This window comes from Natronorubrum halophilum, from assembly GCF_003670115.1.
GTDB lineage: Archaea > Halobacteriota > Halobacteria > Halobacteriales > Natrialbaceae > Natronorubrum > Natronorubrum halophilum.
Window position 1 is genome coordinate 1,207,669 of the sequence record NZ_QQTY01000001.1, and the last position, 13,266, is coordinate 1,220,934.

General features: G+C 66.0%; 13 protein-coding genes. 8 read left to right on the top strand and 5 right to left on the bottom strand.

The window, feature by feature from the left end; all coding sequences use genetic code 11:
• Positions 1-74: 74 nt before the first annotated feature.
• Positions 75-974: an NAD+ synthase gene (locus DWB23_RS05785; protein ID WP_121741820.1), complete on the bottom strand. Its 900-nt coding sequence runs from the start codon at positions 972-974 to the stop codon at positions 75-77.
• Positions 975-1,194: 220 nt separating this feature from the next.
• On the opposite strand from DWB23_RS05785, the gene DWB23_RS05790 reads away from it, so the two are divergent.
• Together DWB23_RS05790 and DWB23_RS05795 are read left to right on the top strand one after the other, a co-directional pair.
• Positions 1,195-2,250: a M48 family metalloprotease gene (locus DWB23_RS05790; RefSeq protein WP_238717354.1), complete on the top strand. Its 1,056-nt coding sequence runs from the start codon at positions 1,195-1,197 to the stop codon at positions 2,248-2,250.
• Positions 2,247-3,446: an outer membrane protein assembly factor BamB family protein gene (locus DWB23_RS05795; protein WP_121741821.1), complete on the top strand. Its 1,200-nt coding sequence runs from the start codon at positions 2,247-2,249 to the stop codon at positions 3,444-3,446. Before DWB23_RS05790 ends, DWB23_RS05795 begins: the two co-directional genes overlap by 4 nt.
• A gap of 208 nt (positions 3,447-3,654) precedes the next feature.
• On the opposite strand, the gene DWB23_RS05800 is transcribed toward DWB23_RS05795, so the two are convergent.
• Positions 3,655-5,529 (bottom strand): PINc/VapC family ATPase, encoded by a 1,875-nt coding sequence (locus DWB23_RS05800; RefSeq protein WP_121741822.1) that lies wholly within the window; start codon positions 5,527-5,529, stop codon positions 3,655-3,657.
• Between the two features lie 146 nt (positions 5,530-5,675).
• On the opposite strand from DWB23_RS05800, the gene DWB23_RS05805 reads away from it, so the two are divergent.
• The gene (locus DWB23_RS05805) at positions 5,676-6,818 is read left to right on the top strand and encodes a M20 family metallopeptidase (RefSeq protein ID WP_121741823.1); all 1,143 of its coding nucleotides are present in this window, start codon (positions 5,676-5,678) and stop codon (positions 6,816-6,818) included.
• Between the two features lie 42 nt (positions 6,819-6,860).
• On the opposite strand, the gene DWB23_RS05810 is transcribed toward DWB23_RS05805, so the two are convergent.
• Both DWB23_RS05810 and DWB23_RS05815 read right to left on the bottom strand, forming a co-directional pair.
• A complete protein-coding gene (locus DWB23_RS05810; RefSeq protein ID WP_121741824.1) occupies positions 6,861-7,790 on the bottom strand; it encodes a universal stress protein in 930 nt (309 codons plus the stop codon).
• 81 nt (positions 7,791-7,871) lie between these two features.
• Positions 7,872-8,228, bottom strand: a complete 357-nt coding sequence (locus tag DWB23_RS05815) for a hypothetical protein (protein ID WP_121741825.1) — start codon at positions 8,226-8,228, stop codon at positions 7,872-7,874.
• A 246-nt stretch (positions 8,229-8,474) separates the two neighbouring features.
• Between DWB23_RS05815 and DWB23_RS05820 the strand changes: the two genes are divergently transcribed.
• Positions 8,475-10,007, top strand: a complete 1,533-nt coding sequence (locus tag DWB23_RS05820; protein ID WP_121741826.1) for a carboxypeptidase M32 — start codon at positions 8,475-8,477, stop codon at positions 10,005-10,007.
• 110 nt (positions 10,008-10,117) lie between these two features.
• Positions 10,118-10,672: a hypothetical protein gene (locus DWB23_RS05825; protein WP_121741827.1), complete on the top strand. Its 555-nt coding sequence runs from the start codon at positions 10,118-10,120 to the stop codon at positions 10,670-10,672.
• Positions 10,673-10,841: 169 nt separating this feature from the next.
• On the opposite strand, the gene DWB23_RS05830 is transcribed toward DWB23_RS05825, so the two are convergent.
• A complete protein-coding gene (locus DWB23_RS05830; RefSeq protein ID WP_121741828.1) occupies positions 10,842-11,111 on the bottom strand; it encodes a thioredoxin family protein in 270 nt (89 codons plus the stop codon).
• Between the two features lie 131 nt (positions 11,112-11,242).
• Between DWB23_RS05830 and DWB23_RS05835 the strand changes: the two genes are divergently transcribed.
• The 3 genes from DWB23_RS05835 (at position 11,243) to pdxT (ending at position 13,113) form a co-directional block, all read left to right on the top strand.
• Complete coding sequence (locus DWB23_RS05835; RefSeq protein ID WP_121741829.1) at positions 11,243-11,404, top strand: preprotein translocase subunit Sec61beta; 162 nt, start codon at positions 11,243-11,245, stop codon at positions 11,402-11,404.
• A gap of 177 nt (positions 11,405-11,581) precedes the next feature.
• Positions 11,582-12,439, top strand: coding sequence for a VOC family protein (locus DWB23_RS05840; protein ID WP_121741830.1), 858 nt, complete (start codon positions 11,582-11,584; stop codon positions 12,437-12,439).
• Positions 12,440-12,483: 44 nt separating this feature from the next.
• Complete coding sequence (pdxT, locus tag DWB23_RS05845) at positions 12,484-13,113, top strand: pyridoxal 5'-phosphate synthase glutaminase subunit PdxT (protein WP_121741831.1); 630 nt, start codon at positions 12,484-12,486, stop codon at positions 13,111-13,113.
• Positions 13,114-13,266 lie beyond the last annotated feature (153 nt).

The following is a 13,266-nucleotide window of genomic DNA, read 5'->3' on the forward strand; positions in this document are numbered from 1 at the left end:
GCACGCTGTTGTGCTCCTCGAGCGACCGAGACGCCGTCGGCAATCGATGGATCGGCGGTGCTTTCGGCTTCCGTTCAGTCGGATCCGTCACCGCGTCCGGCGACGCCGGGTGTTGGCGGGGTCGCTCGTTTATGCTGGGTTTCGGCGCACAGCCACGCGATGGACCGTGCCGTCTCGCGGTCGATGTCGAGCGCATCCGCAGCGTCGCCGATCGGCTCGTCTTCGTCGACGAGTCGCTGTAACAGCGGATCGAGGACGTCGTAGGGAGCCCCGAGTTCGTCGGCGTCGGTCTGGTCGGCCCAGAACCCCGCCGTCGGCTCCTTGCTGACGATTCGCCGCGGTACGCCGATCCGTTTCGCGAGCGCGCGCACCTCCGTCTTGTAGAGATCGCCGATCGGGTACGTATCAGCCGCGCCGTCACCGTACTTGGTGAAGTAGCCGAGCAACCACTCGGAGCGGTTCGCAGTCCCGAGGACGAGTCGCTGCTGGCGATTCGCCGCGTAGTACGCACAGACCATCCGCAACCGCGCGGTTACGTTCCCGATCGCGTGGTTTCGCTCGTGCGGGCGGTCGCGTTCGTCTCCCGCCGAGCGAGACTCGAGTTCGGTTCCAACCGTTTCTTTGAACGCCTCGAGGAGCGGTCGGAGCTGAATCTCTTCGAACTCGATTCCGAGCCCCTCCGCGATCGTTCGAGCCTCGCTCACACCGGTGTGTTCGGCTTTGTGGCAGGGAAGTCCGAGACCGAGCACTCGATCGCTTCCCAGCGCTTCGACGGCCAGCGCCGCCGTAACGGTGGAGTCGATCCCGCCGCTCATCGCGACGACGACGCCCTCGGCACCCGCGTCAGCGACGGTCGTCCGAATATCATCGGTGATCCGTGAGCGGACCGACTCGAGTCCCGGTCGGTCCGTGATGAACGAGCCGTTCGTGTGGCTGGTTTCCGAATAGACAACTGTCTTCCTATCTGCGGCCATAGTGGTCAAACACCATCTGTTGTACATTGTGGTGAAACATTCGTATCGTATAAATGCTTACTCCTTAAACAGCTAGTAGTTCCAGATTGGGTAACGGTGACACGGTTGCCACCACCGTTCTCTGGGTTCCCCTCGAGCGGTTCCGACGGTTCATTCATCGAAGGATACAATTATATTCGAACAGTTTGATGGCGAACTACGGTCAGATTTCACTGCTGTCATGTCCGCTCCCGACACATCCCAGACCCTCCGGCTCCGAATGCTCGTCGCGCTCGGATTGATCGTCTGCCTCCCGTTCGCGTTCGTTTACACGTTCGTCTTCCTCGCGAACACCATCGGCATCGCCCTCCTCGAGTGGGCCAACGAGCGGCCGTACCACGGCGAATTCTACGTCGATCCCCTCGTCCTGACAGTCGTCGTCCTCGGCGGGCTCGTCGTGCAGTACTACTTCGGCCCGCGAACGGTCCTCGGATCAGTCGGGGCTCGCGCCGTCGACGCGAGCGAGTACCCCGAGCTACACGCCACGGTGACCCGACTATCGACACAGGTCGACGTCGCGAAACCGGACGTCGCCATAGTCAGGAGTGGGGTCCCCAACGCCTTCGCCGTCGCCGGCGGCGGGACCGGGCGCATCGTCGTGACGAGCGAACTGCTCGAGACGCTTGAGGACGAGGAACTCGAGGCAGTCGTCGCCCACGAGCTCGCCCACCTGAAGAATCGGGATGCGAACCTGATGACCGTCGCGTGGCTGTTACCGACGCTCACGTACTACCTCGCGACCGCCGCGTTCTACGTGCTCTATGGGCTCTATCGACTGTTCGGTTCCGGATTCGGCGGCGGCTCGAGCCGTGGCGAGAACGACGGCCGCGGTCTCGTGGTCGCGATCGTCGTCATCGTCGTCTGTGCCGTCGTGACGCTGACGGTCTCGGCGATGTTCTGGGCCGCAAGCGTGCTGTTCTATCGGGTCCTCTCGAGGCAGCGCGAGTACGCCGCCGATCGGGCCGCCACGGCGATCACGGGCTCGCCCGCGGCCCTCGCCGGTGCGCTCGAGAAGATCGACGAATCGATGCCTGACGTCCCGGACGCGGACCTCCGGAAGCTCGACGGCGGCGCGGAGGCGCTGTATCTCGCGCCGCTCGAGTCCCGCGCGTTCGGGTCGAAGGAACTCGTCAGTACGGACATCTTCCCGGATACGCATCCACCGACGCAAGAACGGATCGAACGGCTACGCGATCTGGCCGCCGAAACCGGGACCGTGACCGAGACGAGACGATGACGGATGATCGACTCACCCGCCGCCGACTGCTCGCGGCGACCGGACCCGGACTCGCGGCCGTAGTCGCCGGCTGTGGCTACCAGCCCGGCAGCGGCGAGATCGACTGGCACGAAGAGCGCACCACGTCCACCGGCCTGTCTCGCTCGAACGACGAAATCTGGCTCGGCGACGGTCGAACGCTGTTCCACGTCCGAAATCGGAGCGGCACGTCAATCGAACACGATGGCGACTTCGGCTTTGCCAGCGTCGACGACGCCCGTGTCACCGCGTACGACTCGAGCGGACAGGTCGTCTGGGGCCTGAGCGCCGAGACCCAGTACGCGGGCGACCCCGCAGTCGCCCACGGGGCGGCGTACCTCTCGCTCGAGAACGGGCACGTAACAGCGCTCGAGAAGCCGACTGGCGACGACGACCCGGAGCCGCGGTGGACGACCGACTGGGGCGGACCCGCCCTGTCGTTGCGCGCCGGTTCCGAACTGGTCGTCGGCGTCCACGACGATGGGCTTGTCTGCTTCGACGCGGACGACGGCGAGGAACGGTTCACGCTCGAGCGCGAGGCGGTCGGTGCGGACGAACTCATCGATGCAGGGGTCGCCGACGGGTGGGTGTGGTTGACGACGGCCGGTGGACCGAGCGCAGATGGGAACGTCGCCGAATTTACGCTACAAAGCATCACCGGCGACGGCAGCGTTCGATCGATGACCGCGCTCCAGGGATCACCGGACTGGCTGGAGACGAGCGGGACGAACGCGGTGGTCGGCGTCGACGGGACCGTCAGCGCCAGAACGCCGGCCGGTGATCGTCGGTTTTCGCTCGCACTCGAGGCCGGGACCGGGAACGGAACACCGATACTCGTCGACGAATCCGCTCGGCTCTACCACGACTCGAGGGGGGCGCTCGAGGCGATAAACATCGCCGACGGCGAGGTCGCGTGGCGGCGGAACGACTATTCGTTTCGAGGAACGCCGGTCGCCGACGCCGATGGAATCTACGGGCAGGGGTCGGGACCCGACATGAACGAGTGCGGGCTGGTCGCCGTGACGGGTGCCGGCGATCCGTGGTGGGGCGTCTCGTCGCTTGCGGCACTGGACTGCTCGGGCGACCTGTACCTCGTCGACGACCGACTCGTCGTGGTCACTGACGATGGCATGTACGGGTTCCGAGCGGAGCCGGGACGGCGATGGACGGTCCTCTAACCGAGGGCCACAAGAGCCGCTCACTCCCGTTCGCTCCGGTTGCACCGCTCGCATTTCGAGGCGGCGAAGCCAGCCCACTCACGCGATAGTCGCCTACGACGGCACGACCGTTACCGGGTCCTTCGCGATGGACCTTTTTCCGCTCGGGTCGCTAAAGCGACCACTCGCGCAAAAATCTCCACCAAAAAGCCGCTCACGCGATAGCCACCTACGACGGCACGACCGTTACCGGGTCTTTCCGATCGATCGCTTGCTCTAACTCGTCCGCGATCGCACTCCCTCGAGACACCTGAATTTCTCCACCGCGACTCACCGTCGCAGTGAACAGGTACTCGCCGGCGGCCTGGACCTCGACGGTCTCGCCGTGGTTGCCGTCGACGGGGATAACGATGTGTCGAGAGGTGATCTCGGGGGTGACGATCTCGCCCGCTACCCGTCCCCCTCCGGAACCGCCGTCGGCGCTGGCACCGGCACCGCGGCCCGCGCCGTAGTTAGGGTTCTCGTCGTGGGTGCGGACGTCGATGCTGATCCCCAGTCGGTTCTCGATGTCGGTGATCCGGCCGCCACCCTTCCCGATGACGTTCGAGATGTCGTTCTCCTCGACGTAGACGACGGCCGTGTCCTGGCTCTTGAGGTGGACGTCGACGTGACCCTGGGCGATCGAGCGGATCTCCCGTTCGATCTCCTGTTTCGCGATGCGGTCGACGCCGGATTCGTTCGCGGGACCGCCGTCCTCGTCTTTCAACGGCACGGTGACGACCTGCCGGTTGAAGGTGTAGATCTCGTACTCCGGCTCGTTGGTCTGGAAGTTCGTGATCTGAATCACGGGCCGGGCGAGGTCCTCCTCGGTGAGTCCGGCGGGTACCTTGACCTCCGTCTTGACGTCGTAGACGGTGTCGACCTCGCCGGCCTCGATGTAGATGACCGTGTCCACGACCTGCGGAATCATGCCGAGTTCGACCCGGCCCACGAGTCGCTGCAGCGCGTCGATCGCCCGCGTCGCGTGCACGACGCCGATCATGCCGACGCCCGCGAGTCGCATGTCCGCGAAGACCTCGAAATCGTTCGTCTTGCGGACCTCGTCGTAGATGGTGTAGTCGGGTCGGACCATCAGCAGGGCGTCCGCGGTTTTGGCCATCTCGCCGGCCAGTTCCGTGTACTGGGTGATCTCGGGGCCGACCTGCAGGTCCCGCGGCTTCTCCATCGTCTTGACCGAGTAGTCGTTGTCGGAGATATAGCGGGCGACCGCCTGGGCGAACGTCGACTTCCCGGCTCCCGGCGCGCCCGAGATCAGGACGCCGCGCTGGCGCTCGAGCAGTCGCTCTTTCAACTCGTCGGCGTGCTCGTAGTCGTCGATGTCGGTCTGGGCGATCGGTCGGACGGCGGTGATCTCGATACCGTCGGAAAACGGCGGTCGACCGATGGCGATCCGGTAGTCCCGAAACTGGACGATCTGCATGCCCGGTTCGGAGAGTTCGATGAAGCCGCCGGTGGCCTCCTTGGCCGCGTCGACGACCTCGCGGGCGTACTCGTCCATCGTGGCCTCGTCGGTCGGCTCGTCGGCGATCGCCTCGTAGCGCATCTCGCCGAGTTCGCCGCGTTTGGCCTTCGGCACGGCGTCGGTCTTGAGGTGGACGCTCATCGTCTGGTCGTCGAAGAACTCCTCGACGGCCAGCGTCCCCACCTCGCGGACTTCGGGGGAGACGTGTTCGACGTCGAGGCCCTTCGACTCGGCGACTTCGGCCTGGACGATGTCGCTCGTCAGGAAGGTTGCGCCGAGGTCCTCCGCGAGGTCGCGAATGAGCGCGTCGATCTCGCCCTCGGAGGCGTGACCGCGCTCGATGGCGTTCGGCCGCTCGCCGACGTACTCGAGTTCGATCGTCCCCTCGTCGGCGAGATCCGCGAGTCGCTGGAGTTCCTCCAGGCCGTCCCAGCCGCTGTCGATCCCGTCGTTTGCCTGCGCCTCGAGTTCCGCGACGACGGCTTCGGGCACCGAAATCGTCGCTCCCTCGAACTGCCCATCGCCGATCGTCGCCGAAACGCGACCGTCGATGACTACGCTCGTATCCGGCACGACGTTCATGGGCGACGATTTGGCTCCCGCGAGTATAAGGCTGCGGGAGTCGGTCTCCGATCCGGTCGGCGGACGGCGTGAGACCGATCGACAACCCGCTACGGTGACGGACGGTTCGCGACGGACACAACACGGATGACACCGTAGTCGAACGTATGACCGTACGCGAGTTGACGCGCGACCTCGTTTCGATCCCGATCCACGAGGACGAGACGGCCGCGGGTGACTACATCGAAGCGTGGCTACGACGCGAAACCGACGCCGACGTGACTCGAGACGCCGCGGGGAACGTGATCGCACGACGCGGAACCGGTGGAGAAACGCTGGCGCTCGTCGGCCACCACGACGTCGTCGAACCGGCGGAGTCACAGCGCAGGATCCCGGCTTCGGACGCGGACGCCGCCCCCGAGTACGTCCTCGAGGAACGAGACGGTCGGCTCTACGGCCGCGGCGCGGCGGACATGAAAGGGGCGGTCGCGGCGGCGATGCTCGCGTTCCGGGACAGCGACGCGCGACGCACCTCGAGCGGCCGGACGCAGTCCGGCGACGCCGACCCGGACGGGGAACTCGTCTTCGCCAGTTTCGTCGGCGAGGAGGTCGGCGGGGTCGGCGCGCGCCACGCGATTGCGAACGGGTTCGCTCCCGAGTACGCCATCGTCGGCGAGGGATCGACCAACTACTCGGGACCCGACGTCACGGACGTCGCCGTCGCGCACAAGGGCCGCCGCGGGAGCACGATCACGGCCCGCGGAACGGCGGCCCACGCCAGCGAGGCCAGTGTCGGCGAGAACGCCATCTACCGCGCTACCGACGCCGTCGATATCGTGCGTACTCTCGAGGCCCCGTCAGTTTCGGTCGCGGGCGAAACGCTCGAGGGGAGCCTCGTCGTCACCGAAATAGAGGGTGGGTCGGCGATGAACGTCGTTCCCGAGCGCTGCGAACTAACCGTCGACGAGCGAACGGTTCCGGGCGAACGGGCCGCCCTCGGGCGGGTCGAGGATCTCGAGGGAGTCACGTGGACCGTCGACCAGGACCTGCCGCCGATGCGCTGTGACGACGCGGCGTTCGCCCGGGCGGTCCTCGATGCCGCGAGCGACGTTCAGTCGGGATCGCCGGAACTGGTGACGAAACCCCACGCGACCGACGCGGGGTGGCTCTCGGAGGCGGGGACCGAGTGCGTGATCTACGGCCCGTCCGAACCCGGCGAGGCCCACACGAAAGACGAGAGCGTCTCGCTCGAGGTGCTCGAGCGGTGTCGGGAGACCTACCGGCGGGTGGCCGAGTCGTGGCTCAGCTAGCGCCACAAAACGAGCATCGGCGGCGGCAGCACGGGTTCGGCCTCAGTCCGTCTCGTCGGCTTTTCTGGTCGTGAGGACGGGAACCGGTGCCGTGCGGATCACTCGATCCGTAAAGCTCCCGAGCAGGTGTCGGTTGATACCCGACCGCCCGTGGGTGCCCATGACGATGAGATCGACGTCCTCCGCCTCGGCGTAGTCGGTGACCTCTCGCGGCACCGATCCGGACGTGATCGCGGTCGTGACGTCGTCGGCCCCCGCGCGCTCGGCGTTCGACACCTCCTCGTCGAGGACGGCCTGGAGGTTCTCCTCGAGTTGTGCCGGAAGTCGCGCCGATTCCGCGTCGAGAACTTCCGGAAGTTCGTCCATAACGGACAGCAGGTGCACCGTTGCGCCGTGTCGACCGGCGATGGTCGCGGCCAGTTCCACCGCCGCCTTCGCGTGAACGCTCCCGTCCGTCGGGACGAGGACGTCGGAGTACGGGCACGTTCGCGTTCCGTGGTCGGCTGCGCGAACGGTCAGGACCGGGACTTCGCTTCTGTTGACGACGTGATCCGTGACGTTGCCGAGGATGTACTCTCCGAGACCGCGTCGTCCGCGGACGCCCATCGCGACCAGATCGAACGCGATGGAAGACCCGTTTCCGGCGTCTTCCGAGCCGTCCACCCATCGATCGGAGTCACCGGCGGCGAAGTCGACGATCACGCCTCCCGGATCGCCCCGAACGATGTGCGTGACGACGGCCACGCCGCGGTCGTCGGCGAGTTCCACGGCGTCCGAAACGATCTCTTCGGCCTCCCGTTCGAGGGTGTCGGCGACGTCGATGCCGAGCCGCTCGAGACTCGAGTGATTCGTCTCTACGACCGCGAGTACGTGAACGGTCGCGTCCTGTTCGGCGGCGAGATCCACCGCGTGCTCGAGGGCCGCCGTCGCGGAATCGCCCCCGTCGGTCGGAACGAGAATGCGAGTGACCATGCGTCGGGGTTCGACGTGAACCCGCTTACGTCTGTGGGACGTCCGCTGCGGGTCGGTCGCGCCGGAACGAGTCGAGATCGATCAGACGCCCGGGACACCAACCGCACCGAAGCCGGTGATGCCGAGCAGGGCGAGGACGTACAACACGACCAGGACGGTCACCCAGGCGAGCAGCCCGATCATCGCCGCGGCGGTCCAGTCGCCGGGGTATCGGAAATTGATCACCGCGATGTACGCGAGCAGGGCCAGGAGCGGACCCAGCAGGGGTATCCAACCGACGAAGAATCCGACGACCGCCCAGACGATCGCCCCGATTAACGCGGTGACGATCGCGTGATCGTAATCGCCAGCGCCGACGATGACGCGTGCGCCGACGTAGACGCCCAGTGCACCGATCAACAGACTCACGACGAACACGATTGCCGAGGCTACAACCATACTGTCACGACACACGTCAGATGGCCCGAACAGTTCACTGCTTGCGAGTTCTGGATCGCTATCACCAATTCGGCATATCGGGACGAGAACGTCACGATCGATGCGATTACGGGTGTGAGACTATCAGCATCCTCGACAGGTGTCGATCGGCGGTCTCTGCGGAGGGCGCGTTCGACGGTTCGACGATCTCGACTCGAGGTCGCCGGAACCACGACGTTGATACCACATCCTCGCCTACGATATGCCATGTCGACCGATCAGGCCCGGAGCGAGGCGGCTGCAAGCGATACCTACGACGAATTCGAACAGCGCGTCCGGCGAATTTCGAACGTTTCGAACGCCGCCGGCATCCTGCAGTGGGATCAAGAGGTCGTGATGCCCGATGAGGGAACGCCCGCTCGAGCCCAACAGCTCTCGACGCTGTCCTCGCTCGGCCACGAACTGCTGACGGCCGACGAGACGGGCGAGTTGCTCGAGGAACTCGAAGCGGCGGATCTCGACGGCGAACGGGCCGCCGTCGTCCGCGAGGTCCGCCGGCGATACGACCGCGCGACCAGCGTCCCGCAGGAACTCGTCGAGGAGATCTCCCAGACGACCGCAAACGCCCACCCGACGTGGAAACGGGCGAGGGAGGAAGACGACTTCGAGCAGTTCGCGCCCACCCTCGAGACCCTGGTCGAGTTGAAGCGGGAGTACGCGAACCACATCGATCCCGACGCGGACCCCTACGCCGTCCTCTTCGCGGAGTACGAACCCTATCTCGACCTCGAGGCGGCGGAACGAGTGCTCGAGCGCCTGCGCGACGGACTCGTCCCGCTGATCGACGCGATCGAAGACAGCAACGCGGACATCGAGACGAACGCCTTCGCGGGCACGTTCGAGGACGACGACCAGGAGGCCCTGGCGCGGGACGTCCTCGACTCGCTGGGCTACGACTGGGGCCGCGGCCGACTGGACACCGCACCCCACCCCTTCTCCTCCGGCACGCAGTTCGACGCCCGCGTGACCACCCGCTTCGAGGAAGACGACCTGCTGGGCTCGATCACGTCGACGATCCACGAGTTCGGCCACGCGAACTACACCCTCGGTCTCCCCGACGAGGGGTACGGCACGCCGCTCGGCGAGGCTCGAGACCTCTCGGTCCACGAATCCCAGTCGCGCCTCTGGGAGAACCACGTCGGTCGCTCCCGACCCTTCTGGGAGCACTTCCTGCCGATCGTCCGCGAGCGCTTCTCGAGTCTCGAGGACGTCACACCCGAAGCAGCCTACGAGTCCGCGAACCAGGTCTACGACGACAACCTCATCCGCGTCGAGGCAGACGAACTCACCTATCACCTCCACATCGTGATCCGCTTCGAGATCGAGCGCGACCTCATCTCGGGCGACCTCGCCGTCGAAGACGTCCCCGAGGTCTGGAACGACAAGTACGAGGAGTACCTCGGCGTCCGCCCCGAAACCGACGCGGAGGGGTGCCTGCAGGACATCCACTGGTCCCACGGGAGCTTCGGCTACTTCCCGACGTACTCGCTCGGCTCGGTGCTCGCGGCGCAGCTGTACGCGGCCGCCGAAGCGGAGTTGGGAGCGCTGGACGACCGGATCGAAAACGGCGAGTTCGACGACCTCAACGGCTGGCTCCGCGAGAACGTCCACCGACACGGCAAGCGCTACACAACGCCCGAACTGATCGAGCGGGCCACCGGCGAGGAGTATACGGCGGACCACTTCCTCGAGTACGTGAACTCGAAGTACGGCGAGTTGTACGGGCTCGAGGGGTACTGAAACGCGATTTTCGTCGGACGATTCCGGTCGCCGGGGCTGTCCTCGAGAGTATAAAACGAGGGTGGAAGTGCCGGGTGCAGACTCACCCGTGGCGAGAGCCACCGTTACGTATGCGCCTTTCAATTCCAGGCATTCCCGGCGTCTACTACGATACCGATTCGGGGACGACGGCTATCGGCGTGGCCATGACGGCCGCCGGTCGCAAAGCACCGAAACCGAAGGGGTACGCCGTTCAACTGCTCCCCTACCTCTGGTCGTTCGAGGTCGACCTGCGGGAGGTTCCCACCGATCACCCGATCCAGTACCTCCACCCGGAGGGTGCCCAGAGCCTCGGCGAACTCTCGCCCGAACGGGGTCTTCAGGAGGCGGGCACCGAACTCGAGTCCGTCCTCCGGTTCGTCTGGTCGGTCAACCAGGAGGTCGAATCGGCGACAAACCGGTTGATCGGTCGCACGGAAGAACACGATGGAATCGTCATCGAGATCCAGGACGGCAGCGTCGTCGTCGACGGCGACGATCTCGAGACCGACGCGTTCGACGTCGACGAGGACGAGGTGACCGACACCGACGCGTTCGAGGACGCCGAGGGGTTCTCGAGCGACGAGTTCGACACCGGAGACGAGTTCGACGCCGGTTCGGACGACGTCGATCCGGACGAGCCGTAACACCGGCTCCCGGCCCGACGCGCCACGCCTGGTCGACGGACCCGGGCGAGCGGCGGCCGTCGCCGGGCGAACATGTCCGCGTTTCCGTAGCTAATCGAGCGGCCACACATGGCGTCTCGACTCGGAGGTGCAAAGAGCGAAAAACTGCGCGTGTTCGCGTGTCCGTCGCTTACGCGCCGGCTGACTCGAGGGCGTCCGCGATGTCTTCGCGCTGGGTGACGCCGACGAATCGCTCGACGATACCGTCGTCGTTCTCGATGATGAGCGTCGGCAGGGAACGGACCTGGTACTCGTTCGCGATATCCTGTTGTTCGTCGACGTTTACTTTCTCGACCTCGAATCGGCCCTCCCAGTCGTCCTCGAGTTCCTCGAGGATCGGGTCCTGGGTCTTGCAGGGGCCACACCAGTCTGCGTAGAAGTCCTTGAGTGTGACAGTCATACGGTTCATCGCTAGTTCCAACGCAGTGCGGATAAGGGTTTCCCACCTGGGTGTGATTGCCGCAATCGACGGAACCGAACGGGGCTGAAACGGGACGAAAGGTTTAGTTTCTCCCGCCCGTAGGTACGAGTATGGATAAAGGGCAAAATACCGGTGGGCTGATGTCCAGCGCTGGGCTGATTCGGTATTTCGACTCGGAGGACTCGAACGCGATCAAGATCGATCCGAAGACGGTGATCGCGACCGGCGTCATGATCGGTGTGCTCGTCCAGCTCCTGACGTTCGCTTCGTAGCTACCGAGCCCAGCTTTTCGGCGATCCTCGAACGGCCAGCGGCGGCGCTATCCAGTTCCCTTCCGTTCGCAGGATCGAGACCGATCCCGTCCGTTTCCGCTCGAGCGGCACTCCAGTGGTCCATGGGGCAACGGTCAGTCGACCGGTGTATATCCCGGCGGCGCGTATGGGACAGATATGAGCGATTCCACCGCGCGGCTCCCGGAACCAACCCGGCTCGGCCGGACCGCACTGACCGTCACCGACCGGGTGACGACGAGCGAGTTCTATCGCGACGTCGTCGGGCTCGAGATTCTACACCGGGAGCCGTCGACGACGGTACTCGGCGTCGACGAAACGCCGTTGCTTGAGTTACGCGGCGATGAAACTGCGGACGCGCGGCCTCGAGCGGAAGCCGGGCTCTACCACAACGCGTTCAGGCTCCCGACTCGCGGGGCACTGGGCGACGCGCTGGTCCGCGTTCGCGACGGTTGGACGCTCGACGGCGCGTCCGACCACGGCGTCAGCGAGGCGCTCTATCTCACCGATCCGGAGGGAAACGGCGTCGAACTCTACCGCGATCGGGACAGGGCCGACTGGCCGCACAGCGCTGACGGCGGCCTCCGCATCGGATCGGAACCGCTCGATCTCGAGGCGCTCGGAGCGGACGCCGGCGGCGAGTCGGCCGACGCGGCACCGCCGGGGACGACGGTCGGCCACATCCACCTCGAGGTGACGTCGATCGACGCCGCTCGAACGTTCTACGCCGAGTTACTGGGATTCGACGTCACCATGGCCACCCCGACAGCGCTGTTCCTCGCCGCGGGAGGCTACCACCACCACATCGGCGCGAACACCTGGAACGGGCGATCGACGCCCGCTTCGGACGACACCCGCGGACTGGCGTGGTTCGAGGTGGTCGTTCCCGCGGACGACGCGCTCGAGTCGATTCGGACGCGACTCGAGAACGGCGGAGCCTCCGTTACGGAGACGGACGACGGCCTCGAGGTCACCGATCCGGACGGGAACAGCGTTCGACTCGTCAGCGTCCCGTAACCGGGGACGCGACCTTTTTGAGACCGCGTTGCGTATCGACGGCCATGTCACTGACCGCTGGCGTCGTCGCCGTCCAGGGCGACGTCGAAGAACACGCGGCCGCCATCGAACGCGCGGCGGCGGCCCGCGGCCGCGAGGTCGCCGTCCGCGAGATCCGCGAATCCGGCATCGTTCCCGACTGCGACCTGCTCGCGATGCCCGGCGGCGAGTCGACGACCATCTCCCGACTGCTTCACGGCGAGGGGATCGCGCCCGAAATTCGGGCGCACGTCGCCGCCGGAAAACCGCTGCTCGCGACGTGTGCCGGGTTGATCGTCGCCTCGAGCGACGCGAACGACGACCGCGTCGAGGAGCTCGGGCTCGTCGACGTCGCGGTCGAGCGCAACGCCTTCGGGCGACAAAAGGACAGTTTCGAAGCGCCGCTCTCCGTCGACGGACTCGCCGACGACGAGCCGTATCCGGCGGTGTTCATCCGCGCACCGGCCATCGACGCCGTCGGGGACGGGGACGCCGAGGTGCTCGCGTCGTGGGACGGGCGACCCGTCGCCGTCAGAGACGGACCGGTCGTCGGCACCGCGTTTCACCCCGAGTTGACCCCCGACAGCCGTATTCACGGCCTCGCGTTTTTCGAGAACGACACCGCGTCGGCGGCCGCCCCCGAGACGGCGGAGTAGCCGGGCGGTGTGCGGTGGTCGACGAGGCGGGAGTACCGCACCGGACCGGCCGTCCGCACGGAGCCTCAGGATTCGCTACCAGTGGAACAGATTTAGCCGACGAGCCCGTACCGCCGCTGTGGATCACCATCACTTCGCCAGCACGTCCGTTCG

Coding starts and splice junctions, on each gene's coding strand:
- DWB23_RS05785 (WP_121741820.1), bottom strand. CDS start 974: ATGGCCGCAGATAGGAAGACAGTTGTCTATTCGGAAACCAGCCACACG.
- DWB23_RS05790 (WP_238717354.1), top strand. CDS start 1,195: ATGTCCGCTCCCGACACATCCCAGACCCTCCGGCTCCGAATGCTCGTC.
- DWB23_RS05795 (WP_121741821.1), top strand. CDS start 2,247: ATGACGGATGATCGACTCACCCGCCGCCGACTGCTCGCGGCGACCGGA.
- DWB23_RS05800 (WP_121741822.1), bottom strand. CDS start 5,529: ATGAACGTCGTGCCGGATACGAGCGTAGTCATCGACGGTCGCGTTTCG.
- DWB23_RS05805 (WP_121741823.1), top strand. CDS start 5,676: ATGACCGTACGCGAGTTGACGCGCGACCTCGTTTCGATCCCGATCCAC.
- DWB23_RS05810 (WP_121741824.1), bottom strand. CDS start 7,790: ATGGTCACTCGCATTCTCGTTCCGACCGACGGGGGCGATTCCGCGACG.
- DWB23_RS05815 (WP_121741825.1), bottom strand. CDS start 8,228: ATGGTTGTAGCCTCGGCAATCGTGTTCGTCGTGAGTCTGTTGATCGGT.
- DWB23_RS05820 (WP_121741826.1), top strand. CDS start 8,475: ATGTCGACCGATCAGGCCCGGAGCGAGGCGGCTGCAAGCGATACCTAC.
- DWB23_RS05825 (WP_121741827.1), top strand. CDS start 10,118: ATGCGCCTTTCAATTCCAGGCATTCCCGGCGTCTACTACGATACCGAT.
- DWB23_RS05830 (WP_121741828.1), bottom strand. CDS start 11,111: ATGACTGTCACACTCAAGGACTTCTACGCAGACTGGTGTGGCCCCTGC.
- DWB23_RS05835 (WP_121741829.1), top strand. CDS start 11,243: ATGGATAAAGGGCAAAATACCGGTGGGCTGATGTCCAGCGCTGGGCTG.
- DWB23_RS05840 (WP_121741830.1), top strand. CDS start 11,582: ATGAGCGATTCCACCGCGCGGCTCCCGGAACCAACCCGGCTCGGCCGG.
- pdxT (WP_121741831.1), top strand. CDS start 12,484: ATGTCACTGACCGCTGGCGTCGTCGCCGTCCAGGGCGACGTCGAAGAA.